The sequence below is a fragment of the Chryseobacterium endalhagicum genome, assembly GCF_016745235.1.
GTDB lineage: Bacteria > Bacteroidota > Bacteroidia > Flavobacteriales > Weeksellaceae > Chryseobacterium > Chryseobacterium endalhagicum.
This window is the reverse complement of record NZ_JAELVM010000003.1, coordinates 882,116-905,992: the sequence shown is the minus strand read 5'-3', so window position 1 is coordinate 905,992 and position 23,877 is coordinate 882,116. Positions and strand designations below refer to the sequence as shown.

At 39.6% G+C, this 23,877-nt stretch carries 16 protein-coding genes, 6 tRNA genes and 1 pseudogene; 11 read left to right on the top strand and 12 right to left on the bottom strand.

From position 1 onward, the window contains the following. The first annotated feature begins 149 nt into the window (after nucleotides 1-149). The 6 genes from JET18_RS19665 to JET18_RS19640 all read left to right on the top strand — a co-directional run bounded on the left by JET18_RS19665 (nucleotide 150) and on the right by JET18_RS19640 (nucleotide 9,691). A complete protein-coding gene (locus JET18_RS19665) occupies nucleotides 150-3,122 on the top strand; it encodes a SusC/RagA family TonB-linked outer membrane protein (RefSeq protein WP_202093999.1) in 2,973 nt (990 codons plus the stop codon). Nucleotides 3,123-3,133: 11 nt separating this feature from the next. Further along, nucleotides 3,134-4,579 (top strand): SusD/RagB family nutrient-binding outer membrane lipoprotein, encoded by a 1,446-nt coding sequence (locus JET18_RS19660; RefSeq protein WP_202093997.1) that lies wholly within the window; start codon nucleotides 3,134-3,136, stop codon nucleotides 4,577-4,579. Between the two features lie 61 nt (nucleotides 4,580-4,640). Then, complete coding sequence (locus JET18_RS19655) at nucleotides 4,641-6,206, top strand: calcineurin-like phosphoesterase C-terminal domain-containing protein (RefSeq protein ID WP_202094373.1); 1,566 nt, start codon at nucleotides 4,641-4,643, stop codon at nucleotides 6,204-6,206. Between the two features lie 696 nt (nucleotides 6,207-6,902). Further along, the gene (locus JET18_RS19650) at nucleotides 6,903-7,616 is read left to right on the top strand and encodes a 3-ketoacyl-ACP reductase (protein ID WP_202093996.1); all 714 of its coding nucleotides are present in this window, start codon (nucleotides 6,903-6,905) and stop codon (nucleotides 7,614-7,616) included. A gap of 385 nt (nucleotides 7,617-8,001) precedes the next feature. Next, on the top strand, nucleotides 8,002-8,829 hold the full coding sequence (prmA, locus tag JET18_RS19645; RefSeq protein ID WP_202093995.1) for a 50S ribosomal protein L11 methyltransferase: 828 nt from the start codon (nucleotides 8,002-8,004) through the stop codon (nucleotides 8,827-8,829). A gap of 19 nt (nucleotides 8,830-8,848) precedes the next feature. Beyond that, complete coding sequence (locus JET18_RS19640) at nucleotides 8,849-9,691, top strand: SH3 domain-containing protein (protein WP_202093993.1); 843 nt, start codon at nucleotides 8,849-8,851, stop codon at nucleotides 9,689-9,691. 79 nt (nucleotides 9,692-9,770) lie between these two features. On the opposite strand, the gene JET18_RS19635 is transcribed toward JET18_RS19640, so the two are convergent. From JET18_RS19635 to JET18_RS19610, 6 genes are all read right to left on the bottom strand, one after another. Beyond that, complete coding sequence (locus JET18_RS19635) at nucleotides 9,771-10,328, bottom strand: DUF7010 family protein (protein ID WP_202093991.1); 558 nt, start codon at nucleotides 10,326-10,328, stop codon at nucleotides 9,771-9,773. A 307-nt stretch (nucleotides 10,329-10,635) separates the two neighbouring features. Continuing rightward, nucleotides 10,636-10,709: transfer RNA gene (locus JET18_RS19630), tRNA-Arg, on the bottom strand. Between the two features lie 32 nt (nucleotides 10,710-10,741). Continuing rightward, a tRNA-Pro gene (locus JET18_RS19625) sits at nucleotides 10,742-10,816 on the bottom strand. Nucleotides 10,817-11,062: 246 nt separating this feature from the next. After that, nucleotides 11,063-11,833, bottom strand: coding sequence for an ABC transporter permease (locus JET18_RS19620; protein ID WP_202093989.1), 771 nt, complete (start codon nucleotides 11,831-11,833; stop codon nucleotides 11,063-11,065). Continuing rightward, nucleotides 11,826-12,728 carry an ABC transporter ATP-binding protein gene (locus JET18_RS19615; RefSeq protein WP_202093987.1) on the bottom strand — a complete coding sequence of 301 codons (903 nt, stop codon included), beginning with the start codon at nucleotides 12,726-12,728 and terminating at the stop codon, nucleotides 11,826-11,828. The genes JET18_RS19620 and JET18_RS19615 overlap by 8 nt, the downstream gene beginning before the upstream one ends. Continuing rightward, nucleotides 12,728-14,005: an erythromycin esterase family protein gene (locus tag JET18_RS19610; protein WP_202093980.1), complete on the bottom strand. Its 1,278-nt coding sequence runs from the start codon at nucleotides 14,003-14,005 to the stop codon at nucleotides 12,728-12,730. The genes JET18_RS19615 and JET18_RS19610 overlap by 1 nt, the downstream gene beginning before the upstream one ends. 443 nt (nucleotides 14,006-14,448) lie before the next feature. On the opposite strand from JET18_RS19610, the gene JET18_RS19605 reads away from it, so the two are divergent. Beyond that, the gene (locus tag JET18_RS19605; protein ID WP_202093978.1) at nucleotides 14,449-16,401 is read left to right on the top strand and encodes a KUP/HAK/KT family potassium transporter; all 1,953 of its coding nucleotides are present in this window, start codon (nucleotides 14,449-14,451) and stop codon (nucleotides 16,399-16,401) included. 22 nt (nucleotides 16,402-16,423) lie between these two features. Here the strand turns inward: JET18_RS19605 and JET18_RS19600 are convergent, their stop codons facing one another. Continuing rightward, the gene (locus JET18_RS19600) at nucleotides 16,424-17,509 is read right to left on the bottom strand and encodes a serine hydrolase domain-containing protein (RefSeq protein ID WP_202093976.1); all 1,086 of its coding nucleotides are present in this window, start codon (nucleotides 17,507-17,509) and stop codon (nucleotides 16,424-16,426) included. Nucleotides 17,510-18,118: 609 nt separating this feature from the next. Between JET18_RS19600 and JET18_RS19595 the strand changes: the two genes are divergently transcribed. Further along, a complete protein-coding gene (locus JET18_RS19595; RefSeq protein WP_202093974.1) occupies nucleotides 18,119-19,207 on the top strand; it encodes a fatty acid desaturase family protein in 1,089 nt (362 codons plus the stop codon). A gap of 227 nt (nucleotides 19,208-19,434) precedes the next feature. Here JET18_RS19595 and JET18_RS19590 read toward each other — a convergent pair. The 5 genes and pseudogenes from JET18_RS19590 to JET18_RS19570 all read right to left on the bottom strand — a co-directional run bounded on the left by JET18_RS19590 (nucleotide 19,435) and on the right by JET18_RS19570 (nucleotide 20,211). Further along, nucleotides 19,435-19,553 (bottom strand) — tRNA-Ile (locus tag JET18_RS19590). Then, nucleotides 19,540-19,743, bottom strand: a pseudogene (locus JET18_RS21985) (GIY-YIG nuclease family protein); the annotation flags it as partial. The gene JET18_RS19590 and the pseudogene JET18_RS21985, both read right to left, overlap by 14 nt. Before the next feature lie 174 nt (nucleotides 19,744-19,917). Further along, a tRNA-Arg gene (locus JET18_RS19580) sits at nucleotides 19,918-19,991 on the bottom strand. Nucleotides 19,992-20,023: 32 nt separating this feature from the next. Next, a tRNA-Pro gene (locus JET18_RS19575) sits at nucleotides 20,024-20,098 on the bottom strand. Nucleotides 20,099-20,126: 28 nt separating this feature from the next. Further along, nucleotides 20,127-20,211 (bottom strand) — tRNA-Ser (locus tag JET18_RS19570). Between the two features lie 135 nt (nucleotides 20,212-20,346). On the opposite strand from JET18_RS19570, the gene JET18_RS19565 reads away from it, so the two are divergent. The 3 genes from JET18_RS19565 (at nucleotide 20,347) to JET18_RS19555 (ending at nucleotide 23,797) form a co-directional block, all read left to right on the top strand. Continuing rightward, nucleotides 20,347-21,372 (top strand): N-acetylmuramoyl-L-alanine amidase, encoded by a 1,026-nt coding sequence (locus JET18_RS19565; protein ID WP_202093972.1) that lies wholly within the window; start codon nucleotides 20,347-20,349, stop codon nucleotides 21,370-21,372. 67 nt (nucleotides 21,373-21,439) lie between these two features. Beyond that, a complete protein-coding gene (aspA, locus tag JET18_RS19560; RefSeq protein ID WP_202093970.1) occupies nucleotides 21,440-22,840 on the top strand; it encodes an aspartate ammonia-lyase in 1,401 nt (466 codons plus the stop codon). 102 nt (nucleotides 22,841-22,942) lie between these two features. After that, nucleotides 22,943-23,797, top strand: a complete 855-nt coding sequence (locus tag JET18_RS19555) for a glycosyltransferase family 2 protein (protein ID WP_202093968.1) — start codon at nucleotides 22,943-22,945, stop codon at nucleotides 23,795-23,797. Nucleotides 23,798-23,877: the final 80 nt, after the last annotated feature.

Genomic DNA, 23,877 nt, shown 5'->3' with positions numbered 1-23,877 from the left:
CTTAATTCTCTAAACGCTTGTTTATCAGGCGTGTATCAATGTTGTTAAGGATCTGTTCATCTTTTGTTTAATAATCTTTTAATAAATGTTAAAATGATGTTAAAACCATAGCCATAATGTAATTTTAATTTTGCGCAAACAAAAAGGATATGCGTAAAGAGATACAAAAACTGCTGGTTTTGTCGCTGCTGGGATTAGTCAGCGTCAATCTGGCAGCTCAGCAGAAAGTAAAAAAAGATACTGTTAGAGGCATTGATGAGGTGGTGGTAACCGCTCTTGGGATCAAAAGACAGGACAAGTCTTTAGGATACTCTACCCAGACTGTAAAGTCAGAAGAAATCCTCAAAACCCAGAACAACAACTGGGCACAGGCATTGGAAGGAAAAGTGGCCGGACTGAAAGTTCAGACCGCAGGAGCGGGACCATTGGGAACCAGCCGCATTACCCTCAGAGGAGATGTTTCGATGAATATGGGCAATAACGGAGCCCTGATCGTTGTAGACGGTGTTCCTTTAAGCGACAGAAGAAACGGAACCGGAACTTCAGCCTATGGCGCAGGTTCGGGAGGCGATCTTCCCATTGATTATGGAGACAGCTACAACAGCATCAATCCGGATGATATAGAATCCGTTACCGTTCTGAAAGGACCGAGTGCATCCGCATTGTATGGTTCCAGAGGTTCCAGGGGAGCCATTATGATCACCACCAAATCCGGAAAAACAAAAAAAGGAAAGGTTCAGATCACCCTGAATTCATATACCAGCTTTGATACCGTTCTTAAATGGCCGGATTACCAGTATGAGTACGGGCAGGGGACCATGCAGAAAGATAAAGGCGGAAATTATTACTACTCTTACGGAGCTTCTGCAGATGGAGTGAATACCGGATCTACCAGCAGCGCTTTCGGACCGAAATTTGACGGGCAGTACTATTTTCAGTATGATCCGTCGGTAGAAGGGCAGGGTAAAGAAAGACAACTCTGGAGGCCTTACAAAAACAATATTAAAGATTTCTGGCAGGTTGGAACCACTTACTCAAACAGTCTGTCATTGGAACATTCTAATGAAACCACCGCTTTCAGATCATCTCTTTCTTACCTTAAAAATGAATGGATGATGCCGAATACCGGCTTTGACAGATTAAATGCTGCCGTATCCGTTGATCATAAAATGAGCAGCAGGCTGAGAGTCGGGACCAAACTGAATTTCAGCCAGACCAAAAGTGATAACCTTCCGGCTACAGGGTACAACAACCAGTCGATCTCCTATTTCATGATCTTCCAGAATCCCAACGTAGATCTGGCGTGGTACAGACCTATCTGGAAAAACGGACAGGAACAGGTAGACCAGATCCATCCTTTCAGTTCTTACATCGATAACCCTTACGTTATTGCATATGAAAACCTGAATTCTACAGATAAAAAGATCATTACCGGAAATATCAACGTAAATTACCAGCTGGCAAAAAACTTTGATGTTGCCCTTAAATCCGGTTTGGAATGGAGCAATGAATTCCGTACCCAGAGAAGGCCGTGGAGTTCTGCCAACTATCTGAAAGGTTATTACAGAGAGCAGTATATCCGGTATTTTGATTTGAATAATGATATTTTGTTTACCTATAAAAATAAATTCGGAGATTTTGGCGTAACAGCTTCGGCCGGAGGAAATATCAGGTATTATGAGCAGAGCATGAACGACTACAGGGCGATAGGTCTCAATAAAGCAGGCGTATATCAGCTCACCAATGCAGTCGCTTTGGATAATAAGCTTCCGAAACCTAATGATAATCAGGTAAACAGTACCTATGCACTGGCAAACTTCAGTTATAAAGATCTTGTTTTTGTGGATGTGACTGCCAGAAACGACTGGAGCAGTACGCTGCCTAAACACAACAGGTCTTACTTCTATCCATCAGTATCATCATCATTTGTTTTGTCTGATATATTCAAAATAAAGTCGGACCAGTTCAATTTCTGGAAACTGAGACTGTCATGGTCAAAAGTAGGAAACGATACCTACAACTATATGCTTGACAAATACTATGAGAACAGCTCTTTTGCAGGTTCCGTAGAATCTCCGCTGCTGTATCCCAACCCGGATCTTAAACCGGAAATGATCACGAATATCGAAGGAGGAATGGATTTCACGATCCTTAAAAACAGATTAAACTATAATATCACGGCCTATCAGAACAATTCCAGGAACCAGACGATTGTGATCCCGGTCTTGTATGAAGTCGGGTATAATAAAAGGATCATTAATGCCGGTGAAATCAGAAACAGAGGAATTGAAATGACGCTGAATGCCTATCCGGTAAAGAATAAAAACTTCTCGTGGAATATCAGCGCCAACTGGTCCATGAACAGAAATAAAATTCTTTCCCTTCCTGAAGAATTCCACGGTGAACCTTATACCATCGGAAGTGTAGGCGGAGTGGTTTATTACAATGCTGTAGTAGGAGGTTCGCTGGGTGATATGTACGGTTACGGCCTGATGTATTCTCCGGACGGACAGGTGATCTACGGCAGCGACGGGCTTACAGCAAAACCTACGGAAATGAAAAAGATCGGAAATGCCTATCCGAAATGGAGAGCCGGTCTTCAGAATGAATTTAAATATAAAAATATAACGTTAAGTTTCTCATTTGATGGGCAGTATAAAGGAATTGCCTATTCCCAGTCCCATCACAAAATGTCCGAACAGGGTAAACTTGAGCACACCCTTTGGGGAAGAGATAATCCGAACGGCCTTATTGTAGGGCAGGGCGTGGTTCAAAATCCGGATGGAAGTTTCTCCACGAATACCAAAGGAGTTGCCGTTCCTACGTATTATGCAGATTATTACAGAAGAGCCAATGTGGAAACCAATTCATTCGACACTTCATTCATCAAGCTTAGAGACGCCAGGATTTCTTATTCTTTCCCGAAATCAATTATTGATCCTTTGAAAGTTACGGATATCACGCTTGCCTTATTCGGAAGAAACCTTTGGATGTGGACCAAATTTCCACTCTTTGATCCGGAGGCCGCAACACTGGATGATTCTACCATTACACCGGGGATTGAAATGGGGCAGCTGCCTACTTCAAGAACAGTTGGAATACAGTTAAACGTTAAATTTTAAAAATCAGAACAATGAAAAAACTTATCTATATATCTGCATTTCTTGTGCTTTTGGGAACTGCTGTGTCATGCGACAGAAATCTCGATGAGATCAATAAAGACCAGAGCCGGATCAATACACCCGTGGCCAGCTCCCTGCTGCTTCCGGTACAGTATAATATGGCTTCAGTAGGCTATAACAGGGCTAATGATTTTACTTTCGACCTGATGCAGGTATCTCTGGACTTTCCCAATGAAGGAAACTCGCTGAGCCGTTACTACATCACTGAAAATACAGGTTCCGGATTCTGGAATAATTCCTACAGATGGCTGAAGCAGGTGGACGACCTGAAAAAAGCAGCCATAGATGAAGGCGACAAAAACTATGAAGCCATTGCTTTGGTCCTGAATGCATGGATCTATTCCAACCTGACCGATACGTATGGCGATATTCCTTTTTCTGAAGCATTGAAACTTGATGAAGGAATTTTACAGCCTAAATTTGACAGGCAGAAAGATATTTATGTAAAACTGCTGGATGATCTGAAAACCGCCAATTCCCTTTTTATTACCAATAAAGTGCTTACAGGAAATGACCTGTTTTACAAGGCGGAATCGGATGCGAACGGAATTACCAACTGGAAAAAATTCTGCAATTCACTTTCTTTAAGACTGCTGACAAGAATTTTAAGTAAAAACGGCGAAGTGAATGTTCATGCGAGAATTCAGGAGATCATCGGTAATCCAACGGTCTATCCGATTTTTCAGAGCAATGCTGATGGAGCCAAGCTGGATATTTCGGGAGTTTCTCCTCTGATGCCGCCTATTGCCAGACCTCAGGATTTTACCACGGGAAGAGCTGCGTCCGAGTTTTTTGTATCTACATTAAAAAATAATAATGATCCGCGCCTGGCGATGTTCTTCTCCCAGGCCAAAGATCTGAACAATGTAAATATCGGGTATAAAGGTGCACCTTCCGGTTATCCTTTTGGAACAACCTTCGATTATCAGCCTTCCAATCTTAATCAGAACCTTGCCAAAGCACCTCTGAAGATCCTGATGTATCCGTATGCTGAGCTGCAGTTCATCCTGTCCGAGCTTGCCTTTAAAGGAATTATCCAGGGAAGCGCACAAACGTATTATGAAAATGGTGTAAAAGCAGCGATAGAACAGTGGGGAGCTGTGGTTCCTGCCAATTATTTCAGTAATTCCAATGTGGCTTATCAACCCAATATGGAAAGAATTATGCTTCAGAAATATGTTGCCCTTTTCTTTGTGGATCAGCAGCAGTGGTTTGAAAAAAGAAGAACGGGATTCCCTGTGCTTCCGGATAACGGCGGTCTTCTGAATGGCGGTGCCATGCCAAAGAGATTAATGTATCCTCCCAATCCCAAAGTTCTGAACACGGCTAATTACCAGGCAGCAGTACAGCAGATGGGCGGAGATGATGTGAATGTGAGAATGTGGTGGAATAAGTAGAATTTTAATTAAAGAATAAAGAATAAAGAATAAAGATATGAGTATAAGAGTAAAACTTTTAATGCCGTGTGTGCTGATTTCAGCGATGGCGTTCTCACAGGATTCTGTTTCAGGATATGTGTTTGAAGACAGCAGCAGGAACCAAAAGAAAGAAAAACGGGAAAAAGGAATTGAAGGCGTTGCCGTTTCCAATGGAGTCCAGGTGGTGCTTACCGATAAAAACGGAAGGTACAGTCTGCCGGTTCAGGAAGACCAGACTATCTTTGTGATCAAACCTTCAGGATACCAGACTGCTCTGAACACGAATAATCTGCCGCAGTTTTATTATCATCACAAACCAAAAGGTTCACCGTCTGATTTTAAATATAAAGGAACAGCACCAACAGGAGAACTTCCAAAAGAGCTGAATTTCCCACTTTATAAAAAAGAGGAAAGTAAAAATTTTGACATCCTTGTTTTTGGAGATCCGCAGCCTTACACGGAAAAAGAGCTGGATTATTTCAAAAGAGGCATCGTGAATGAAGTGAAAAACACCAAGAAAAATGCAGTGCTGGGAATCAGTCTTGGAGATCTGGTGGGTGATAATTTAAGTCTTCAGAAACCTTACGCGGATGTAATGAAAGAGATCGGGCTGCCGTGGTACAATGTGATGGGAAATCATGACATGAATTATGACGCCAAGGAAGACCGTTTTTCAGATGAAACTTTTGAACATAATTTCGGCCCGGCCAATTACTCTTTCAATTACGGAAATGTACATTTTATTATTCTAGATGATATTCTGTATCCCGATCCAAGAGACGGAAAAGGCTATTGGGGCGGATTCCGTGAGGATCAGCTGAAATTTATTGAGAACGATCTGAAACTGGTTGATAAAAACAAACTGATCGTTATCTCTTTCCATATTCCGTTGGAGCATAACAACGAAGACAATTTCAGAAATGCTGACCGCCAGAAATTATTTGATTTCCTGAATCCTTTTGAAAACGTTCTTCTTTTATCGGCTCATACCCATATTCAGCAGCAGATTTTCTACACCAAAAAATCAGGCTGGAACGGAGTAAAAGACCTTCATGAATACAATGTTGGAACCACGTGTGGAGACTGGTATTCCGGAACACCGGATGATGCGGGACTTCCTACTTCCACGATGAGAGATGGAACAGCGAAAGGCTATTCTTTCATCAGCTTTAATGATAATCAGTATAAAGTTAAATATAAGACAGCAGGGAAGCCGGAGGACTATCAGATCAAACTGTATGTTCCGAAAGTAATTCCTTATCCGTCAAAAACGTCTGCGAAAATTCTTGCCAACTTCTTTATGGGAAGCAAAAAGGATAAAGTAGAATACAGGATAGACAACGGAAACTGGGAGGAAATGGAGTACGATGAAGCAGTAGATCCGAATTTTGCCCTTTCCGTATTCAAATGGGATTCTACACAGAATTTATTTCCGGGAAGAAGACCTTCCAATCCTGAAATGTCAAAGCATATCTGGGCTGCCGGTTTTCCAAAGAAACTTGCATTAGGGAAACATAAACTTGAAGTGAGAGCAGCTGATATGTACGGAAATCAGTTTACGGCTTCAGAAGAATTCGAGGTGCAGAACCCGGTTCTTATTCCATAGCTTTTCATTTTTCTACTATACTTTCAATAGAAACCGGTTTTATAATAAGCCGGTTTTGTTTTTTTATCTCCCGCAGATCACGGATTACACAGATTTTGATAATCATCAGAATAAAAATCTTTGATTTTTTTTAAACTTATGTGATCTTCTTATTCACAACGTATTTAAACTTCAAAATAACTTAAGTGTTAAAAAGTTTTGTGACTTTTGTGGTTGTTTTTTTCACCACGGATACACGGATTTTCACAGATGTTTATACATTTTGTTGGACATCGCAAAGACGCAATTTTTTTTAATCCGAATGCTTTAAGGCGCAAGGATTTTATCTCCGATAAAATTGTATACTGCCGTCATTGCGAGGAGTATAGCGAGAAGCAATCTCAAAAATGGTTGAAAATCTTTGATTTTCTTGCGCCTTAAAAACGCGTTAAATAAAAAACTTGCGCCCTTGCGTTTATCCAACTTTATTTAAGCATATTCAGTATAAAAATCTTTGACTTTTAAACAACTTATGTGATCTTCTTATCAAAAAGCTTTTAACTTCAAAATAATTAAGTGTTAAAAAACTTTTGTCACTTTTGTGGTTAAAAAAAAATCTTCAGATCCGACTCTGTTATTAAAATTCAGTTAAATCTGGATTCTTCCCGCCTTGTAAAAATGTTCTTTTGTAAATTTGTGCTGCGAAACAATATCATTATGAATATAAATGGAAAAAATGCCATCGTTACAGGTGGAGGAAGAGGATTAGGAAAGGCTGTTGCGATAGCTCTGGCTCATGAAGGCGTACATGTTGCGGTGACGGGAAGAAACGAAGAAAATCTTAAAAATACGGTTGAGGAAATTAAAGCATTAGGTGTAAATTCTGCCTATGCAGTTTTCAGCATTGATGATGAATCTGAAGTAAAAGCAGGAATTGAATCTCTTGCCAAACAACTTGGAAGCGTAGATATTTTGGTTAATAATGCAGGAATTGGAGATTTTGGAAGCATTGAAGACATGTCTTCCGAAACCTGGGAGCAGGTGATTAAAACCAATCTTTTTGGAGTTTATTATGCGGCTAAAGCAGTTTATCCGTTTCTGAAAGCCAATGGCGAAGGAGATATCGTAAATGTGGCTTCTACCGCAGGTTTGAAAGGGGGCCCGAATATGTCAGCGTACGCAGCTTCTAAAGCAGCGGTAGTTTCATTGTCACAATCCATGATGGCGGAATGGAGAAAGCAGAATATCCGTGTAATCACTTTGACGCCAAGTACCATTGCTTCTGATATGAGTATCCAGGGCGGACTTACAGACGGAAATCCTGATAAAGTCCTTCAGCCGGAAGATTTTGCAGAATGGGTAAGAGATATTTTGAAAATGAACAGAAGAGCACTGATCGCGAACGGTTCAATTTTTTCTACGAATCCGTAGGGGAGTTATGAGTTATAAGTTATAAGTTATAAGTTATAAGTTATTAGTTATTAGTTATTAGTTATGGGATTCCGGTTACGGGGTCGGTGTATGACTGATTTTTAGATAATAAATATTCAATAGGAGCGGGCTTTAGCCCGCTTTTTTGATTTAACGTTGATGAGGTTTTGATGCGGCATTGTATGTCGGGTAAAATCAAAAAATAGTAAAGATATTCAATAGGAGTGGGCTTTAGCCCGCTTTTCTATTCATACAGGTGCATCAGGCTTCAGTCAAAATTTAGATATCTGCAGTAGAATAAAAATTAAAAAAATCACTGAAGGTCATACTTCCATTTTTTTAACCGTAATAACATCCTTATTTTTGCATTAAATTATTCACTCACATGCAAAATTATTTAGAATTCAATTTCAAGATTTCTCCACTACAGCCATGGAACGAGATCCTAATGGCAGAGCTTATTGAAATAGGTTTTGACAGCTTTACAGAAGAAATTGACGGAATTTTAGGATATATTCAGAAAGAACTGTTCAACGAAGAAGAGCTTAAAACACTCCCGCTTTTTGAAAATGAAAATGTACAGATCACTTATTCTTTCGAAGAAATGCCGAACATCAACTGGAACGAAGAATGGGAGAAGAACTTTTCACCGATCAATATTGATGATAAAGTATTGATCAGAGCAGAATTCCATGAATCGGTACCGGGAATGCATGAAATTATCATTCAGCCTAAGATGTCTTTCGGAACCGGGCATCATCCTACCACCCACCTGATGATCCAGCAGATGATGGATATGGATTTGAACGGTAAAAAAGTTCTGGACATGGGATGCGGAACTTCTGTATTGGCCATTTATGCCAAACAGCAGGGAGCCGGAGATACAAAAGCAATCGATATTGATGAATGGTCTGTAGAAAATTCAAAAGAAAACGCTGCCAGAAATGGTGTTGAATTGGATATTGAATTGGGAACGGCAGACAATTTAGGAAAAGAAAATTTTGATATTATTTTAGCCAATATCAACAGGAATATCCTGATTTCCGATATTCCAACCTATGTTTCTGTAATGAATGAGGGTGGTAAATTATTGCTTTCTGGACTGTGTTTCTTTGATGTGGATGATATTCTTGAAGTGTGTAAAGAAAGCGGCCTGGAGCTTACTAAAAAGTTACAGCGTGAAGAATGGGTAAGCTTACTGCTTGAGAAATAATAGAAAAACAAATACAAATATGAAATCCTTATTGACGGTTTTATTTTTAATGGTGCTGCAGTTTTTTTCAGCGCAGGAAGAAAGTATGACGTATGCTGACGGTGTTTTTGGTTTTGAGGAAAATAAAGCCCAGAAAATTTTTACAGACTGGACCAGAGTTCGAAAAGAACCGGATGTAAAATCAGAAGTTCTGGATTCACTGCAGACCAATCAGCAGGTGATGATCCTTAAAAAAGAAGAGGCTATTCTTAGGTTAGGTGAAAGAGGGGCCAACTGGTACAAAGTTTCCTATCAGAAAGGAGATGCTGTTTCCGAAGGCTACATCTGGGGCGGAAATCTATGTGTAGGGTACCGAAACAAAAACGGTTACGACTTCCTTTTTGGGCTTTCAAAAACGGTAGACAGAAAAAGTAAAGACAACAGCGGAACCATTAAACAGAATATTGCAGGGATAAAAGTTCTTGAAGGAACCTCCTTAATTGATGAGGTGTATTTCGATACAGGAAGAGGAGAAGAGATGAGTTATGCCACATTTACCATTGAAAGCGGTCATAAGTTGCAGAATGTGGAATTAACCCTTAAAGCCATGGTTTCCGGCGAGGCCTGCGGAATTGCAAGCTACGACCAGTATGTTCTTTTTAGAGATAAGAAATTGGTTGCGCTGCCACAACTTACAAATGTAGGGGATGCTGATGTATATTATCATTCAGAAGAATTTGTATTTCCCAATGATAAAGGAGGAATTCCCAATGCTTTTATCTTTAAAACAGAGGAAATGGAAAGAGATGACAAAGACAGGGAAAAGAAAAAACGTTCTTCCAAAACCTATCTTTGGGACGGAAGTTCTTATAAAATCAAATAAGCTTTTAGCTGAAAATAAATTAACCGCTGTATCAATTACGGCGGTTTTTTTATGCAGGATTAATGAGATCAGGTTAATACTAGTTGTTGCTGAGGTTCTTCTGTTTATCATTTCTGTAAAGTCCGTAAATAATAAAACCAAATATTATTTCCACACAACCTCCTGCAAGGGCAGATAGAAAAGCTCCTGCACCTGTTTTAAAAAGAATGAAGGCTGCCAGTCCCAGAGCAGCTCCCAGGATCCAATAAATTTTTGTGCCGTAAATGGTGGCAAACGTCAGATATCTTCCGCCAATAATCATCAGCATTCCTTGGAAGAACCATTCAGCTTTGTGTAAAGATAGTCCGTATGCCAGAGGGATACACATAATCATCCAGATCGTGCCTTCCATGGCGAGTTTTCCGAGAGGATTAGTCTTTTGATGAGCTCCTTTGATTCCTGCCAGTTTTCCTATGAGTGTTGAAACTGGGAAAATGAATATACCGCCAATAATTAAACACCAGATGCCTTTTTGCGGAGTATAAAAATGTACTGCCAGGCTTGAAAGCATCCAGATCATTCCGGAAATAAGAACGCCGGTTGATCCATAGCCGTAACCGTCTTTCATATCATGCTGAGCTTCGTCTAAATGATTCATAGGTAAGGAGTTGTTTTAGTCAAAATAAATATGCAAAAGTTTTATTTACTAAACAAACCATACGTTTGAAAATCTATGAACAACAGGGATTTCTCTACATAACAAGGTTTTTTCACTGCCTGAAAGAATAGCGATTCAAAACAAAAAAAGACTTCACAATTCTGTAAAGTCTTTTTATAAGTGAGCGCGAAAGGATTCGAACCTTTGCCGTCCCGATTACAAAATCGGGATGCTCTATCTAAACTTGTAAATTTTACTGAAGTATTATAAAACAAAAAAACTCACAATTTTCATTGTGAGTCTTAAGTGAGCGCGAAAGGATTCGAACCTTTGACCGTCTGCTTAGAAGGCAGATGCTCTATCCAGCTGAGCTACGCACCCATTCAATAATTTTATGTAAAATTATAAAACAGTCGGGGCGGCAGGATTCGAACCTGCGACCTCCTGGTCCCAAACCAGGCGCGATGACCGGACTACGCTACGCCCCGATTGATGGTCATCTAAACGAATATTTACTTCGTTTTAGCGAGTGCAAAGATAGCAACTTTTTTTAAATAAAAAAGAGAAATGTAAAAAAATATTAAAATATTATTGAGCCCTGTCAAACAATGATGAACATAGAGAATCCCTGTTTTCCAAAGCTTTCGGATATTGTTCATTATAGATCAGTGGATTATGAATGAAAAAATCTGTTGATTTAAAGTTTTAACCCGATAATTATATTTTAAAAAAAATTAACTCCCTTTTTTACGAACAAACAAATAACAGCCCAAAACGGCAAAAATAAATACAGCAGCGATATTGCAGTAATCGAGTCTTTCAAAAGCAATATTTTCAAATGATAAATTATCACAAGATTTATATCCGCCGGTGTAGACTATAAAATCGGAGAATTTTTTTTCTTTGGCAAGTGCGGAAAACAAAAGCATAAACATACTGAATCCGATAGGGTAGATGAAGCTTTTAAAGGTCAGACTTAAGGTCAGCTGCACCATGGCAATTGCACAAAGGGTGATGGAAAATTTTAAGAAAACATAAAATATCACTTCCCTGAAATCATAGTCATGAAATCCCAGACCGGGAAACAGTGTTCCCAGAACATAACCGCTTGCCAGAAATGTAATATAGGATAGCAGCAAAGAGAATACAACCGTGATCAGAATAAATAAAACCTTGGAAACGTATATTTTCAGTTTTGAAACAGGGATCGTAAACAGGATCTTATAATTGTTGTTCCGGTATTCCACATCACAGCAGGCATGTACAAACAGCGACACAAGGATAGGATACAGCATATAAAAAAACATAAAAACATATCTTCCCAGTATCAGTTTCCATGGATTGCCTTCTGCTTCAGTATTTCCGGAGCGTATAGCTTCATAAATAATATAAAAGTCTATGGCTAAAATAACCACGACCGGCATCAGAAGAATTCCGAAGATCTCCCTGTTTTTGGAGAGTTTGTACTGTTCGGACGAAAAAGCTTTGTAGAAAGTATTAGTCATGGCTTTTTGAGATTAGGTTAATAAAGATCTGTTCAAGGTTCGCGCTTTGGGATTCGATGTCATAAATTTCAATACCATTACTGATCATGGTTGTTAGAACGGTGTTGAATTCCTTATCATCACTGGTTTTTACTGAAATTTTATCAGGTTTATTCTGAGAAACAGAAAAAGTTTCCTGAAGGAGAGAAGCCGCCTTTTCGCCGCTGCTGACTTTCAAAATAACATTCTTTTCAACCTGGCTCAAAAGTTCGTTTTTCATTCCCTGGAAAACCATCTTTCCGCCCTCAATAATTCCTATATGAGTGGCTGTTTTTTCCAGTTCGCTTAAGATATGGCTTGAAAGGAAAATAGTTTTTCCCTGCTCATTCAGCTTTTGAAACAGTTTCCTCATTTCAAAAATTCCCTGAGGATCCAGACCGTTTAAAGGCTCATCCAGAATCAGTAATTCAGGATCATGAAATATGGCCATGGCAATGCCCAGCCGCTGTTTCATCCCCATAGACAAGGCGTTTGCCTTCTTCTTTTTCTCTTTTTGAAGGTCTACAAGCTCCAGAACTTCATCAATTCTCTTATTTCCTTTCCCGTAGATAATGTCCAGGTATTTTAGATTTTCAAAAACAGTAAGTTTAGTGTAAAAGCAGGGAGATTCAATAAGATTTCCTGTGGAAGAAAGAATTTCCGTTCTGTTGTGCTTTAAACTTTTATTCTGAATAAAAATCTTATCGCCGGTTTCCTCCAGAAGACCCAGAAGAAGCTTTATCGTGGTCGATTTTCCCGCTCCGTTTCTTCCCAGATAACCGTAAATGCTGCCTTTCGGAACATTCAGGCTGATATTGTCCAGAATAGTTTTAGAACCTATGGCATAACTCAGGTTTTGTGTAGTGATGCTTTCCATTATTTCTTTTGTAGTGGTGTTAGCTTGGTATTAATGTCTATATAAAAGATTCCGTCAAAAGAGCGGCTCCATATCTTTTTTTGATCAATTCCCTGATTGATGGTGGATACGAATTCCTTTTTCAGAGGTGAGCTTTTAGGAATATCCCTCAGATTCATAAAAAAGTAAGGGGTTTTTGTCTCGTGGAATACATTTTCGATGGCAAATTTCCCGGGTTTATTAGTGATATTACCATGATCGCCCCTTTTGCCGTAGGATGAAAAATCAATCATATAAGAAGCTTTGCCATATTTATTCTTGATATAAGTTCCCAACGGAACGTATACCTTTTCATATTTTTCTGTGAATGTGTGTATATTGGCGCACCATACAATGATTTTTTGGTCCTTGTATACAGAATCAATCTGATGAATAAGATTCCTCGCCATCAGTGAATCCCGTAATTGCATGCTCGGCAGGGATTGGGGTTCGTATTTCCATGATTTATTGAATGTGTCCCTCATATCATGAAAATATTGGGCATAAATAGTGTTTTCCGGTGTTTTTTCAAGTTGTAAGACCGCTTGCTCGAGCTGGCTGATTTCCAGAAGGAATTTCTTTTTATTTCCTTGAAGAATCTTATCAGCAGTACTTTTAAAGGTTAAATACTCCAGATTATCCATATTTTTGCTGAAAACAGGAAAACTGTTGAGGTTGATCTTGTTTTTGCTTAAAAAATCTTTCAGGAGTTTCGCGCGTTTTTTGAAAAGATGGCTTCCCGTAAGCTGGATGTCAAAACCTCCGATTTCAATGGGATTCGGAGAGGTTTTAGTTTTTTGATAGTAATTGATCAGAGGCATAGATTCTTTAGTCTGCCACCAGAACCAGAAAAGTCCCAGGCCTCCGATAGAATCTGCCGGCACCTTCATCCTGTGAGTCTTCATTTCTTCGTTCATGACCCATGTGTCGTATTGCCCGGCCTCATACAGGACAACATTGTAGTTCAGGTTTTCATGAAGATATCTGATCAGTCTGCTTTTAGCCTGTGATGTGGCGCCATCATAATGCGTGTTTTCACCCAGCATCAGGACCCTGTTGCCCTTTAAGACAGAATCCAGAACTTTTAGGTCGCTGTTGTCCTGATAATCCGGAGAAACGCTTTTAATGGGGTGTTTGTAAAGCTGAACTTCAGTAAGGAATTTCTGTCTTTCCTTTTGCGGAACATCCCGGAACACCAGCTTGTTCAGAACAAAAGCTGCAATCACAGAAATAATAAAGGCGTACAGTATTTTCTTCATATTTGAGAATTTACATGATTATTGAATGATGCGGTGTTTTTTTATAATTGGTGTGGTTCTGTTAAATATTGTTACTCTCCTGTGTGAATTATTTACGCTGATGACGAAAATAATACCATAACAAAAGATATGGCGAATTGGCATCTGGCCTTTTCGATGGTAAAGATATTTAATCCGGGAAATTGAAATTCTTTTTGAGAAGAGGTAATCATGCTGTTTTGTTACAATTAACATGTGGGACGCAACACTTACTAACAGAAAATGTACGTTTACTAATTTGTATCTGATATCCTTTTATAACTGGTATGAATACCACTTTTCAGCCCTTTAATCTTAGCTTATTATCCCGAACTCAGGTTGTGTTAATAAGTATTTATATGCAAAAAATATATTCTGTTCCGTTTTCATGTTGAAATTTGATTTAATTTGTAAAAAAATAAATCATGTCCGGACAAAACACTTCAGACTTCCACAAAAGAATTACGCTTGCAGGATCGCTGATCGCAATAGGCATCGTATTTGGAGATATTGGTACTTCTCCGCTCTATACACTTAATGCGGTATTTCATCACAAGATAATCACAGAAGCGATAGCACTTGGGAGCTTAAGCTGTATTTTTTGGACGCTTGTTTTTCAGACAACCATTAAATATGTTCTCATTACTTTACAGGCGGACAACAAAGGAGAAGGAGGAATTTTCTCCCTGTATGCTCTCGTGAGGAGATACAGTGGCAAATGGCTTGTTTATATTGCTATGGCTGGAGGTGCATTTTTAATGGCTGACGGTATCATTACACCTCCCATCTCTGTAGCTTCGGCAGTGGAAGGAGTTCAGGCGGTAGTTCCCGGCTTTAATACTGTTCCCGTAATTATTGGGATTCTGATAGTACTGTTTATTTTTCAGCAGTTTGGGACAGATAAGATAGGTAAGGTTTTTGGCCCTGCGATGATTATCTGGTTTGGATTTATCGGAGGAATTGGGGTGATGGCACTGGGTGACAACTGGGAGGTTTTTAAAGCTTTAAACCCTTACTACGCTTACCAGATGCTGGTTAACGAACCGAAAGGATTTTGGCTCTTGGGAAGTATTTTCCTTTGTACTACAGGGGCAGAGGCTCTTTACAGTGATATGGGGCATTGCGGAAGAAATAATATCAGGATCAGCTGGATTTTTATAAAAATTGCGCTCATACTTTGTTATGCGGGACAAACGACCTGGCTTCTCAATCATGTTGGAGAAGAAGTAGGAAGCTTAAGTCCTTTTTATCATATTGTTCCAAAATCCATTTTCTGGCTGGCACTGGGGATTGCAACACTCGCCACAATTATTGCTTCACAGGCTTTGATCAGCGGCTGCTTTACATTGATCAATGAAGCGATACGACTTAATATCTGGCCCAAACATCTTGTCCTGTTTCCCAGTAATGTAAAAGGGCAGTTATATATTCCTGCCATCAATTGGTTTCTGATGTGCGGCTGCGTGGGAATGGTGCTGTATTTTAAAGAAAGTACTAAAATGGAAGCTGCATTCGGTTTAAGTGTAACCCTTACCATGCTCATGAGTACCATATTGATCAATGCTTATCTCCGGATAAAAAGAGTTCCTTTTATTTTTAATATAATGATTACAGGCGTTTTCTTATTGATTGAACTGAGTTTTCTGGCAGCCAATCTGCAGAAAGTGAAGGAGGGAGGATGGATAACCCTGATACTGGGCTTTTCTTTGTTTGCTGTAATGTATATCTGGTGGAGAGGAAGACACATCAAATCACAGATCCAGTCATTTGTGAAGCTTTCAGATTATCTTCCGCTGCTGAACAAGCTGAGCACTGAAGAAAATCTTCCGAAATATGCAACAAATCTGATCTACCTGACCACATCAGACTCAGAAAAAAAGATTGAAAAGACAATCATGGATTCCATCTTAAAATTTGGACTTCCAAAACGGGCTGATATCTACTGGTTTGTACATATTAACATTCTGGATGAACCCTATGCACAGAAGTATTCTGTAGATACCATTATCAGGAATGATGTGTATTATATTCAGTTTGACCTGGGATTCCGTGAAGACCCTAGAGTAGGGTATTATTTTAAGCAGGTGTTTAATGATATGGTTGAAAATAATGAAGTTGATGTTGAAGATTCTCCGGAACAAGCCTATCAGCAGAACAAAATCGGGGATTTTAAATTTATGATCATGGACAGCTTTCTTTCGTATGATAACAGAATGCCTTTCTGGAAAAACTTTATCATGAAGGGGTATTACAATCTACGTTATCTTTCAGTGAAAGATCACATCAATTTTGGATTAGACAAAAGCCATATGGAGACCGAGCAGTATCCGTTAGTGGTTGTTCCGTTTGCTGAAAATAAGATGGAAAGAAAGATGTAAATAAATGAGTGTATCGCTGCATTTAATCCAGGCTTTTTAAAATGGTTTTCGCCCAGGCGCTATAAATAGGATTTCTGGGGTTGTCCATCCAGCTGGAGCCGTTGCAAAGAATCACTAAACCGCTTTTGGTAGGCATGTGCAAAAATAGAGAGGCACACCAGCCATCGTTCTCACCTGTGTGTCCAACGGTCGGAAGCCCTTCAAAATTAAAAAATCTATAGCCCAATCCGCTCTGTCCGTTATCGGATGCGGGCTGGATGGGCTGCTCCATTAAACGTATAGTTTCAGGTTTTAAAACTTTGTTTAATTCTTTACGATCAGCGGTGATGGACAGTTCAGCGAAGTGAGATAAATCTAAAATGGTTGTCTGTAACCCTGCAGCAGCCTGCTCGGTAAATATTCTGTTTTTGATAGGCTTTCTGAGTGTGTCATAAGCAGTGGCTGAATTGGCTTTCATTTCCTCTGTCCATTCATAATTGCTGTCATTCATTCCCAACGGTTTAAAAACATTGTTTCTCATGTATTCAGCAAATTTTTCTTTGGTTCTCTCTTCAAGTAATAACTGGGCGAGCGTATAACCGCCACCCGAATATTTCCACTGGGTTCCCGGCTCCATGATAACGCTTACGCTTTCTCTGTTTCTTTTGGTTTTTCCTGAAAGAGATTCTTCCAAAGACAACAGTTTTGCCCCTTGTTCAGAACCTCCGTATCCGTGCACGGAAAGTCCGGCTGTATGACTCAGCATCCGCCTTAAGGTAACTTTGGAATTATCGAAAGAAGACTCTGGTAATTTCCAGCGTGTCAGGTATTGGTTAACAGGGTCGTCCAGTTTTACCAGACCTTTCTCCGTCAATTGCATACATCCCCATGAAGCTACCAATTTTGAAACAGAACCCACATTGAAAATAGTTTTGGTTGTTACAGGCTTTTTGCTCTCTACATCTGCCCATCCGATACACTGTATCCATGCAACTTTTCCATTTTTAATTACAGCAACAGCAAGACCTGGGACATTACTTTTTTGAGTATATTCTAAACCTATTTTCTGAATTTCTTTATACAGTGAATCTTGATCATTAACGTCAGTATTTGCTTTATGTTCCGCCATTATACCTTTCTTTGAAGTACAGGAAAAAAGAGACAGGATACACAAGATAAAACAGATGAAAAATGATTTGATATTTATCGTTTTCGTGATTTTATTTCTCTTCCAAGACGCAGTTTGGCTGTCAATCCCTATCAAGCGGTAATAATTTTGAGAATCTGCTGATGTTTTTTCAATTAGATCTTTTATTTTCATAAATATGGGCTGGTGTGGTGAGAGGTAAATCTACCATTTTTTAAACATATAATTCTGAATATAAATGTTTTGTGAAACAAAATAGACTTAGCAGCTTAAAAAGATGTAAATAATGCCTCATTAAGTGAGTGCGGGAGCATCTGTCTTCAAGGCTGGTGCCTTATTTAATTTATATTATGGATTAATAAAAAAGATTCAGTATTTCTGTAAAGTCTTTTCTAAGCGAACCTCAAAAGAAGCAATTCATTCGAGTAATAAAACAAACCTTCAGGTGTGAGGTTATAATAAATCAAAAATTAATACGTTATATAGGCATACAATCCGGTAATGTGCCGGAAAACTCAATACCTTCCTCATTCCAACACCCGATTTTAGCACATCTGTTTGTTCGCGTCAGGTAGATCAAACAAGATAGTTATGTCACAGAAAGTAAAATTCTCATCAGCTTCCGGGTCTAGTTTTTATGCTACCCTCAGGAGCAGAGTAGATCAGTTTTTCAGCCAGCGCGAATTAAGCCAGCATGCCAATGCTCACATGTGGGGCAAAACTGTATTTTTCCTTTCCGGGTTCACCGGAATTTACCTTACAATTATTTCGGGCCTGGTGCCTGTCTGGATGCTGTTGCCGCTTGCCGCACTGCTGGGAGTATTTAGTGCCTTTGTAGGCTTTAATGTATGCCACGACGCCATACATGGCGCCCTCTCCGGTAATAAAAAGGTGAATAAGGTGTTCGGGTTTATTTTTAATCTGATCGGTGCCAATCCATACGTTTGGAGCATTACCCATAATATGGTTCACCACACCTATACCAATATCCCTGGACATGATGAAGACATTGAAGTCGCTCCGGGATTGATCCGGATTGCTGAAAAAGATGAAGTGAACCGTATTCAGAGATACCAGCATTGGTATGCCTTTCCGCTTTACAGTCTGGCTTCCCTGTCATGGGTGTTTCGTAAGGATTTTGTGAAGTTTTTCCAGAAAAAAATTGGTGCCCATCAGAACAAACATCCCAAGGTAGAGTATTTCAATTTATTTTTCTACAAAGCAGTCTATTACTTTCTTTTTATTGGATTGCCGCTATTGGTGCTGGATGTAAGCTGGTGGCAGTTTCTGATCGGCTTTCTGCTTTTGCATATTGCCGAAGGTCTGACGATGGGACTGGTGTTTCAGCTGGCCCACGTTGTGGAAGGTACCAATTTCCCGGAGCCCAACGAAGCCGGGCAGATGGAAGAGGCCTGGGCGGAACATCAGATGCATACAACCGCGAATTTTGCAACTCACAATAAGCTCGTTGCATTTTTTCTTGGCGGGCTGAACAGGCAGATCGAGCATCACCTGTTTCCTAAAGTATGCCACATACATTATGGAGAGATCTCCGTCATTGTGAAGAAGACAGCGATGGAGTTTAATTTGCCTTACAATGAAAATAAGAGTTTTTTATCTGCGCTGCGTTCACATTTTCTAACGCTGAAAAAATTTGGCAAAGAAGCAGCCGCCAATTAACCAGAGCATACCTGGTAATTTTGTACAAGTGCGGTCATTTTAGTTTATGAAAGAGAGTAGAAGAGTATAGTTTCAGAGTTAAATACAATCTGTATTTTTAAGTGAATAAAGGGGGAGGATTCGAACCTTTGTCGTCCCGATTACAAATCGGGATGCTCTATCCTTGTCTGCTTTATAGCTTACAATAAACAAAAAAGACTTCACATTTCTGTAAAGTCTTTTGTAAGTGAGCGCGAAAGGATTCGAACCTTTGACCGTCCCGATTATAAATCGGGATGCTCTATCTTTTCAGATTGATTAATGAGTTTTTGAATCATGGCTTTACTTTTCCAAGCTTTAATCTCCCGTTCTCTTTTGTAAGCTTCAGATTTTGAAACAAAAATTTCAAAATAAACAATAATCCAGTCTTTAATTTTTGAAGTGAATCCTTTGTGATCTGAAAGGTGCTTTCTTAACCTTTCTTGCAGATCTTCACAGGAATGTCCAATATAATACTTTTCCAAAGATTCGGAATAAAGGATGTAGCAATAACACATGAAGCTAATATAAAAAAAGACTTCATAATTACGTAAATTATTTATAAGTAATTGATCGCGAAAGGATTCGAACCTTTGTCGTCCCGATTACAAATCGGGATGCTCTATCCTTGTCTGCTTTATAGCTTACAATAAACAAAAAAGACTTCACATTTCTGTAAAGTCTTTTGTAAGTGAGCGCGAAAGGATTCGAACCTTTGACCGTCTGCTTAGAAGGCAGATGCTCTATCCAGCTGAGCTACGCACCCATTAAATAATTTTGAAAAAATTAATAAAACTGTCGGGGCGGCAGGATTCGAACCTGCGACCTCCTGGTCCCAAACCAGGCGCGATGACCGGACTACGCTACGCCCCGAAGTATATTTGAAGGTAAGAAAAAATAGCGGAGGGTAAGGGATTCGAACCCTTGCGACACTTTCGCGTCGACAGTTTAGCAAACTGCTCCATTAACCACTCTGGCAACCCTCCTTTTCTCTTATTTTTTAATGATCGTTGTTCCGTTATTGCGAGTGCAAATATAGAACAGATTTCTTTATTTACCAAATAAAATTCAAGAAAAATTTGCGTATTTTTGAGGTGATAAATGATTAAAAAATTAAACGGATGCGTAAGACATTATATATCATCGGATTAAGTGCTTTTGTTTTTTCATGTACTTCCCAGCAAAATGTGAAAAAAAATACATACAAGCCGAAAACCCCGGTATCACAGGCAAAACCGGCAGTTAAAACTCCGGCAGCTGAAACTTCGAAACCTAAAATTACCAACGAACACGGGGTAGAATTTTTTACTACCAATGTTGCAGATATTACGAAAAATGATAACACCATAAGCTACGGTTCTATTGTGTCAGCAAAACCGGCCGGATACAAAGTGGTGAAGACCCATTTTCCTGCCATAGGACAGAACTTCAGACAGCGTTATCTTATATTGCATTATACGGCGCTTGCCGACGATAAATCCATTACCGTTCTTACCCAGCAGGGAGTAAGTGCACATTACCTGGTTAATAATACCGGAGATAATGAGATTTACCAGTTGGTTGATGAGAACAAACGTTCATATCATGCAGGTGTAAGCAATTGGAGAAATGATAAAAACCTTAATGATACTTCTATAGGAATTGAAATCGTTAATGCAGGTTATACTTCAGATGCAACAGGGAAAAAGATATTTGCAGGATTCAGTGATGATCAGGTGAAAAAAGTGGCTGCCCTGGCTAAAGATATTGTTAACAGATATCAGATCCCGGCCACCAATGTTCTGGCTCATTCAGATATTGCTCCAACGAGAAAGCAGGATCCGGGACCTTTGTTTCCATGGAAAAAACTCTATGACGAATACCAGATTGGAATGTGGTATGATGAAACGGCAAAACAGAATTTCCTGTCTGTGGCACAGGAAGAAGTCCCTTTAAAGTATAACGATCCGTCGTTTATCTTTGCGATCCAGACGGCATTGCAGAAATTCGGGTATTATATTGATCTTAGCGGAAAGTGGGACGATGGAACCAAAAGAACCATTGAAGCTTTACAGTATCATTTCCGTCCGCAAAATTATGATGGAATCATGGATGCCGAAACATGGGCCATCTTACAGGCTCTGAACCAAAAATATCCAGCGAAATAACAACTAAAACGCATCGGTTAAGATGCGTTTTTGCTATATTTAAAAAAATAAAAACAAATTATCTGTAATGGAAAATTTCAGAAAAGAAAGTGATCTGCTGGGCGAACTCAATGTGCCTGCAGGTGCATATTATGGGGTACAGACGCAAAGAGCGATCGATAACTTCAAGATCTCAGGACAGCTTTTGTCATCATACCCGGACTTCATCAAAGGTCTGGCTTTTGTAAAAAAAGCAGCTGCAAAAACCAATTACGAATTGGGTCTGCTTGAGGAAAACCTATATTTCAAAATAGCGGAAGCCTGTGATGAAATTGTAGCCGGAAAATACCACGAACAGTTTCCTGTAGATATGATCCAGGGCGGGGCAGGAACTTCAATTAATATGAATGCCAACGAAGTGATCGCCAATATTGTTTTGGAGAAACTTGGAAAAAATAAAGGGGAATATGAATTCTGTTCACCCAACGACCATATCAACCTTTCCCAGTCAACCAACGATGCTTATCCTACAGCCATCAAAATGGGATTGCTGCATATGAACATCGGACTTGTTGAAAGACTGGAGAAAATTGTTGAGGCTTTCCGTGCGAAAGGAAAAGAGTTTCACGATGTGATCAAAATGGGCCGTACCCAGCTTCAGGACGCCGTTCCAATGACTTTGGGACAAGAATTTGAAGCCTATGCCGCTACGCTGGAAGAAGATATTTCCAAATTAAATAACAATGCCAACCTTTTTGTGGAAGTAAACATGGGGGCAACGGCTATTGGTACAGGACTGAACGCTCCGGTTGGTTATGCTACACTTTGTGCTAAAAATCTGGCTCAGATTACTGGCTTTCCGGTTGTTTCGGCACCGGATCTTGTGGAAGCAACCCCTGATACAGGTTCTTATGTGATCTATTCTTCCGCTACAAAACGTCTTGCTGTAAAGCTTTCCAAAATCTGTAATGATTTAAGATTGCTTTCCTCAGGTCCAAGAGCCGGATTGTTTGAAATCAATCTTCCTCCGATGCAGCCGGGATCATCCATTATGCCTGGAAAAGTAAATCCTGTTATCCCGGAAGTAGTGAATCAGGTTTGCTTTAAAGTATTCGGAAATGATCTTACGGTAACCTTTGCTGCAGAAGCCGGACAGTTACAGCTTAATGTAATGGAGCCTGTGCTTTCTCATGCTATCATGGAAAATATCAACTTCCTTTCCAACGCGCTGGATACGCTTCGTGAAAAATGCGTGGTAGGAATTACAGCCAACAAAGAGATCTGCCTGAATATGGTAAAACACAGCATCGGAATTGTAACGGCACTTAATCCATACATCGGATACAAAAAGTCTACAGAAATTGCAAAAGAAGCTCTGGAAACCGGAAACAGTGTGTACAACCTTGTTTTGGAGAAAGGCGTTCTTTCTCAGGAAAAGCTGGACGAAATTCTGGATCCTAAAAACATGCTGAAACCGCACAACAAATAAAATTATTAGTGAATAATGATAAGTGATGAATGATTATAAACATCACGAATTCATCACTTGTCATTACTTATCACTTATTACTCACCACTCATACCTAAATACGTGAGGTTTTTAATCATCATTCCTGCCCACAACGAAGAGGAAAATCTTCCGTTCACCCTGGATTCTTTACTGCAGCAAAGCTTTAAAGATTTCAAAACCGTTGTTGTTAATGACGGTTCTACGGACAAAACACCGGAACTGATCAGAAAATACATGGATAACGATTCCCGTTTTGAAACGGTGGATCTGCAGAAATCTGCCCATCAGCCGGGCTCTAAGGTTGTTAATGCATTTAAAAACGGACTGAAGACCCAGAATACAGACGGGTTTGATATCATCTGTAAATTCGATGCGGATATTATCCTGCCCGGAAATTATCTGGAAACTGTAAAGAATGCTTTTGAAAACAATACTGAATATGGGCTTGTCGGTGGCCTGCTGTATGTAGAAAAGGATGGAAACTGGGTGTATGAAGGCAATTCAAATAAACATCATGTACGGGGCCCTATGAAAGCCTATCGCAAAGAATGTTTTCTGCAGATGGGAGGTTTAAGGGAAACTTTAGGCTGGGATAATATTGATTCCATTCTGCTGGAAAATTTGGGCTGGAAAGAAGTGGTCCTGCCTGAGCTCCATGTAAAGCTGATCAAAGTGAAAGGTGCAGATTATACGATAAGACCTGCGGACTATTACGGCCGTTATTTTTACTTTTTAGGCCTGAACAGGTTCCTTGCCTACATTGCAGCCTCAAAAGAAGCGGCAAAGAGCAAATCGGCCTCTTTTTTCTTTAAAATCGTCAAAGCCTACGAAGCCTGCAAAACCAATAAACTGGAGCTGAAAATCTCGAAAGAAGAGCAGAAAGCCATCAATGATAAAAGGTGGAAAATGCTGAAGAAGAAATGGCTGAAAATGTAACGCCGAAAAGGCAAAACCGCAGAAGGGCAAAGAGATGAATTACAAAAAAATACCAGTAAAATTTTTAGAAAAAATGGATT

Bases quoted from the DNA above. Each gene is read 5' to 3' on its own strand.
- prmA (WP_202093995.1), top strand. From the start codon at position 8,002: ATGCAAAATTATTTAGAATTCAATTTCAAGATTTCTCCACTACAGCCA.
- JET18_RS19655 (WP_202094373.1), top strand. From the start codon at position 4,641: ATGCCGTGTGTGCTGATTTCAGCGATGGCGTTCTCACAGGATTCTGTT.
- JET18_RS19660 (WP_202093997.1), top strand. From the start codon at position 3,134: ATGAAAAAACTTATCTATATATCTGCATTTCTTGTGCTTTTGGGAACT.
- JET18_RS19620 (WP_202093989.1), bottom strand. From the start codon at position 11,833: ATGACTAATACTTTCTACAAAGCTTTTTCGTCCGAACAGTACAAACTC.
- JET18_RS19640 (WP_202093993.1), top strand. From the start codon at position 8,849: ATGAAATCCTTATTGACGGTTTTATTTTTAATGGTGCTGCAGTTTTTT.
- aspA (WP_202093970.1), top strand. From the start codon at position 21,440: ATGGAAAATTTCAGAAAAGAAAGTGATCTGCTGGGCGAACTCAATGTG.
- JET18_RS19605 (WP_202093978.1), top strand. From the start codon at position 14,449: ATGTCCGGACAAAACACTTCAGACTTCCACAAAAGAATTACGCTTGCA.
- JET18_RS19600 (WP_202093976.1), bottom strand. From the start codon at position 17,509: ATGGCGGAACATAAAGCAAATACTGACGTTAATGATCAAGATTCACTG.
- JET18_RS19665 (WP_202093999.1), top strand. From the start codon at position 150: ATGCGTAAAGAGATACAAAAACTGCTGGTTTTGTCGCTGCTGGGATTA.
- JET18_RS19610 (WP_202093980.1), bottom strand. From the start codon at position 14,005: ATGAAGAAAATACTGTACGCCTTTATTATTTCTGTGATTGCAGCTTTT.
- JET18_RS19635 (WP_202093991.1), bottom strand. From the start codon at position 10,328: ATGAATCATTTAGACGAAGCTCAGCATGATATGAAAGACGGTTACGGC.
- JET18_RS19615 (WP_202093987.1), bottom strand. From the start codon at position 12,728: ATGGAAAGCATCACTACACAAAACCTGAGTTATGCCATAGGTTCTAAA.
- JET18_RS19565 (WP_202093972.1), top strand. From the start codon at position 20,347: ATGCGTAAGACATTATATATCATCGGATTAAGTGCTTTTGTTTTTTCA.
- JET18_RS19595 (WP_202093974.1), top strand. From the start codon at position 18,119: ATGTCACAGAAAGTAAAATTCTCATCAGCTTCCGGGTCTAGTTTTTAT.
- JET18_RS19650 (WP_202093996.1), top strand. From the start codon at position 6,903: ATGAATATAAATGGAAAAAATGCCATCGTTACAGGTGGAGGAAGAGGA.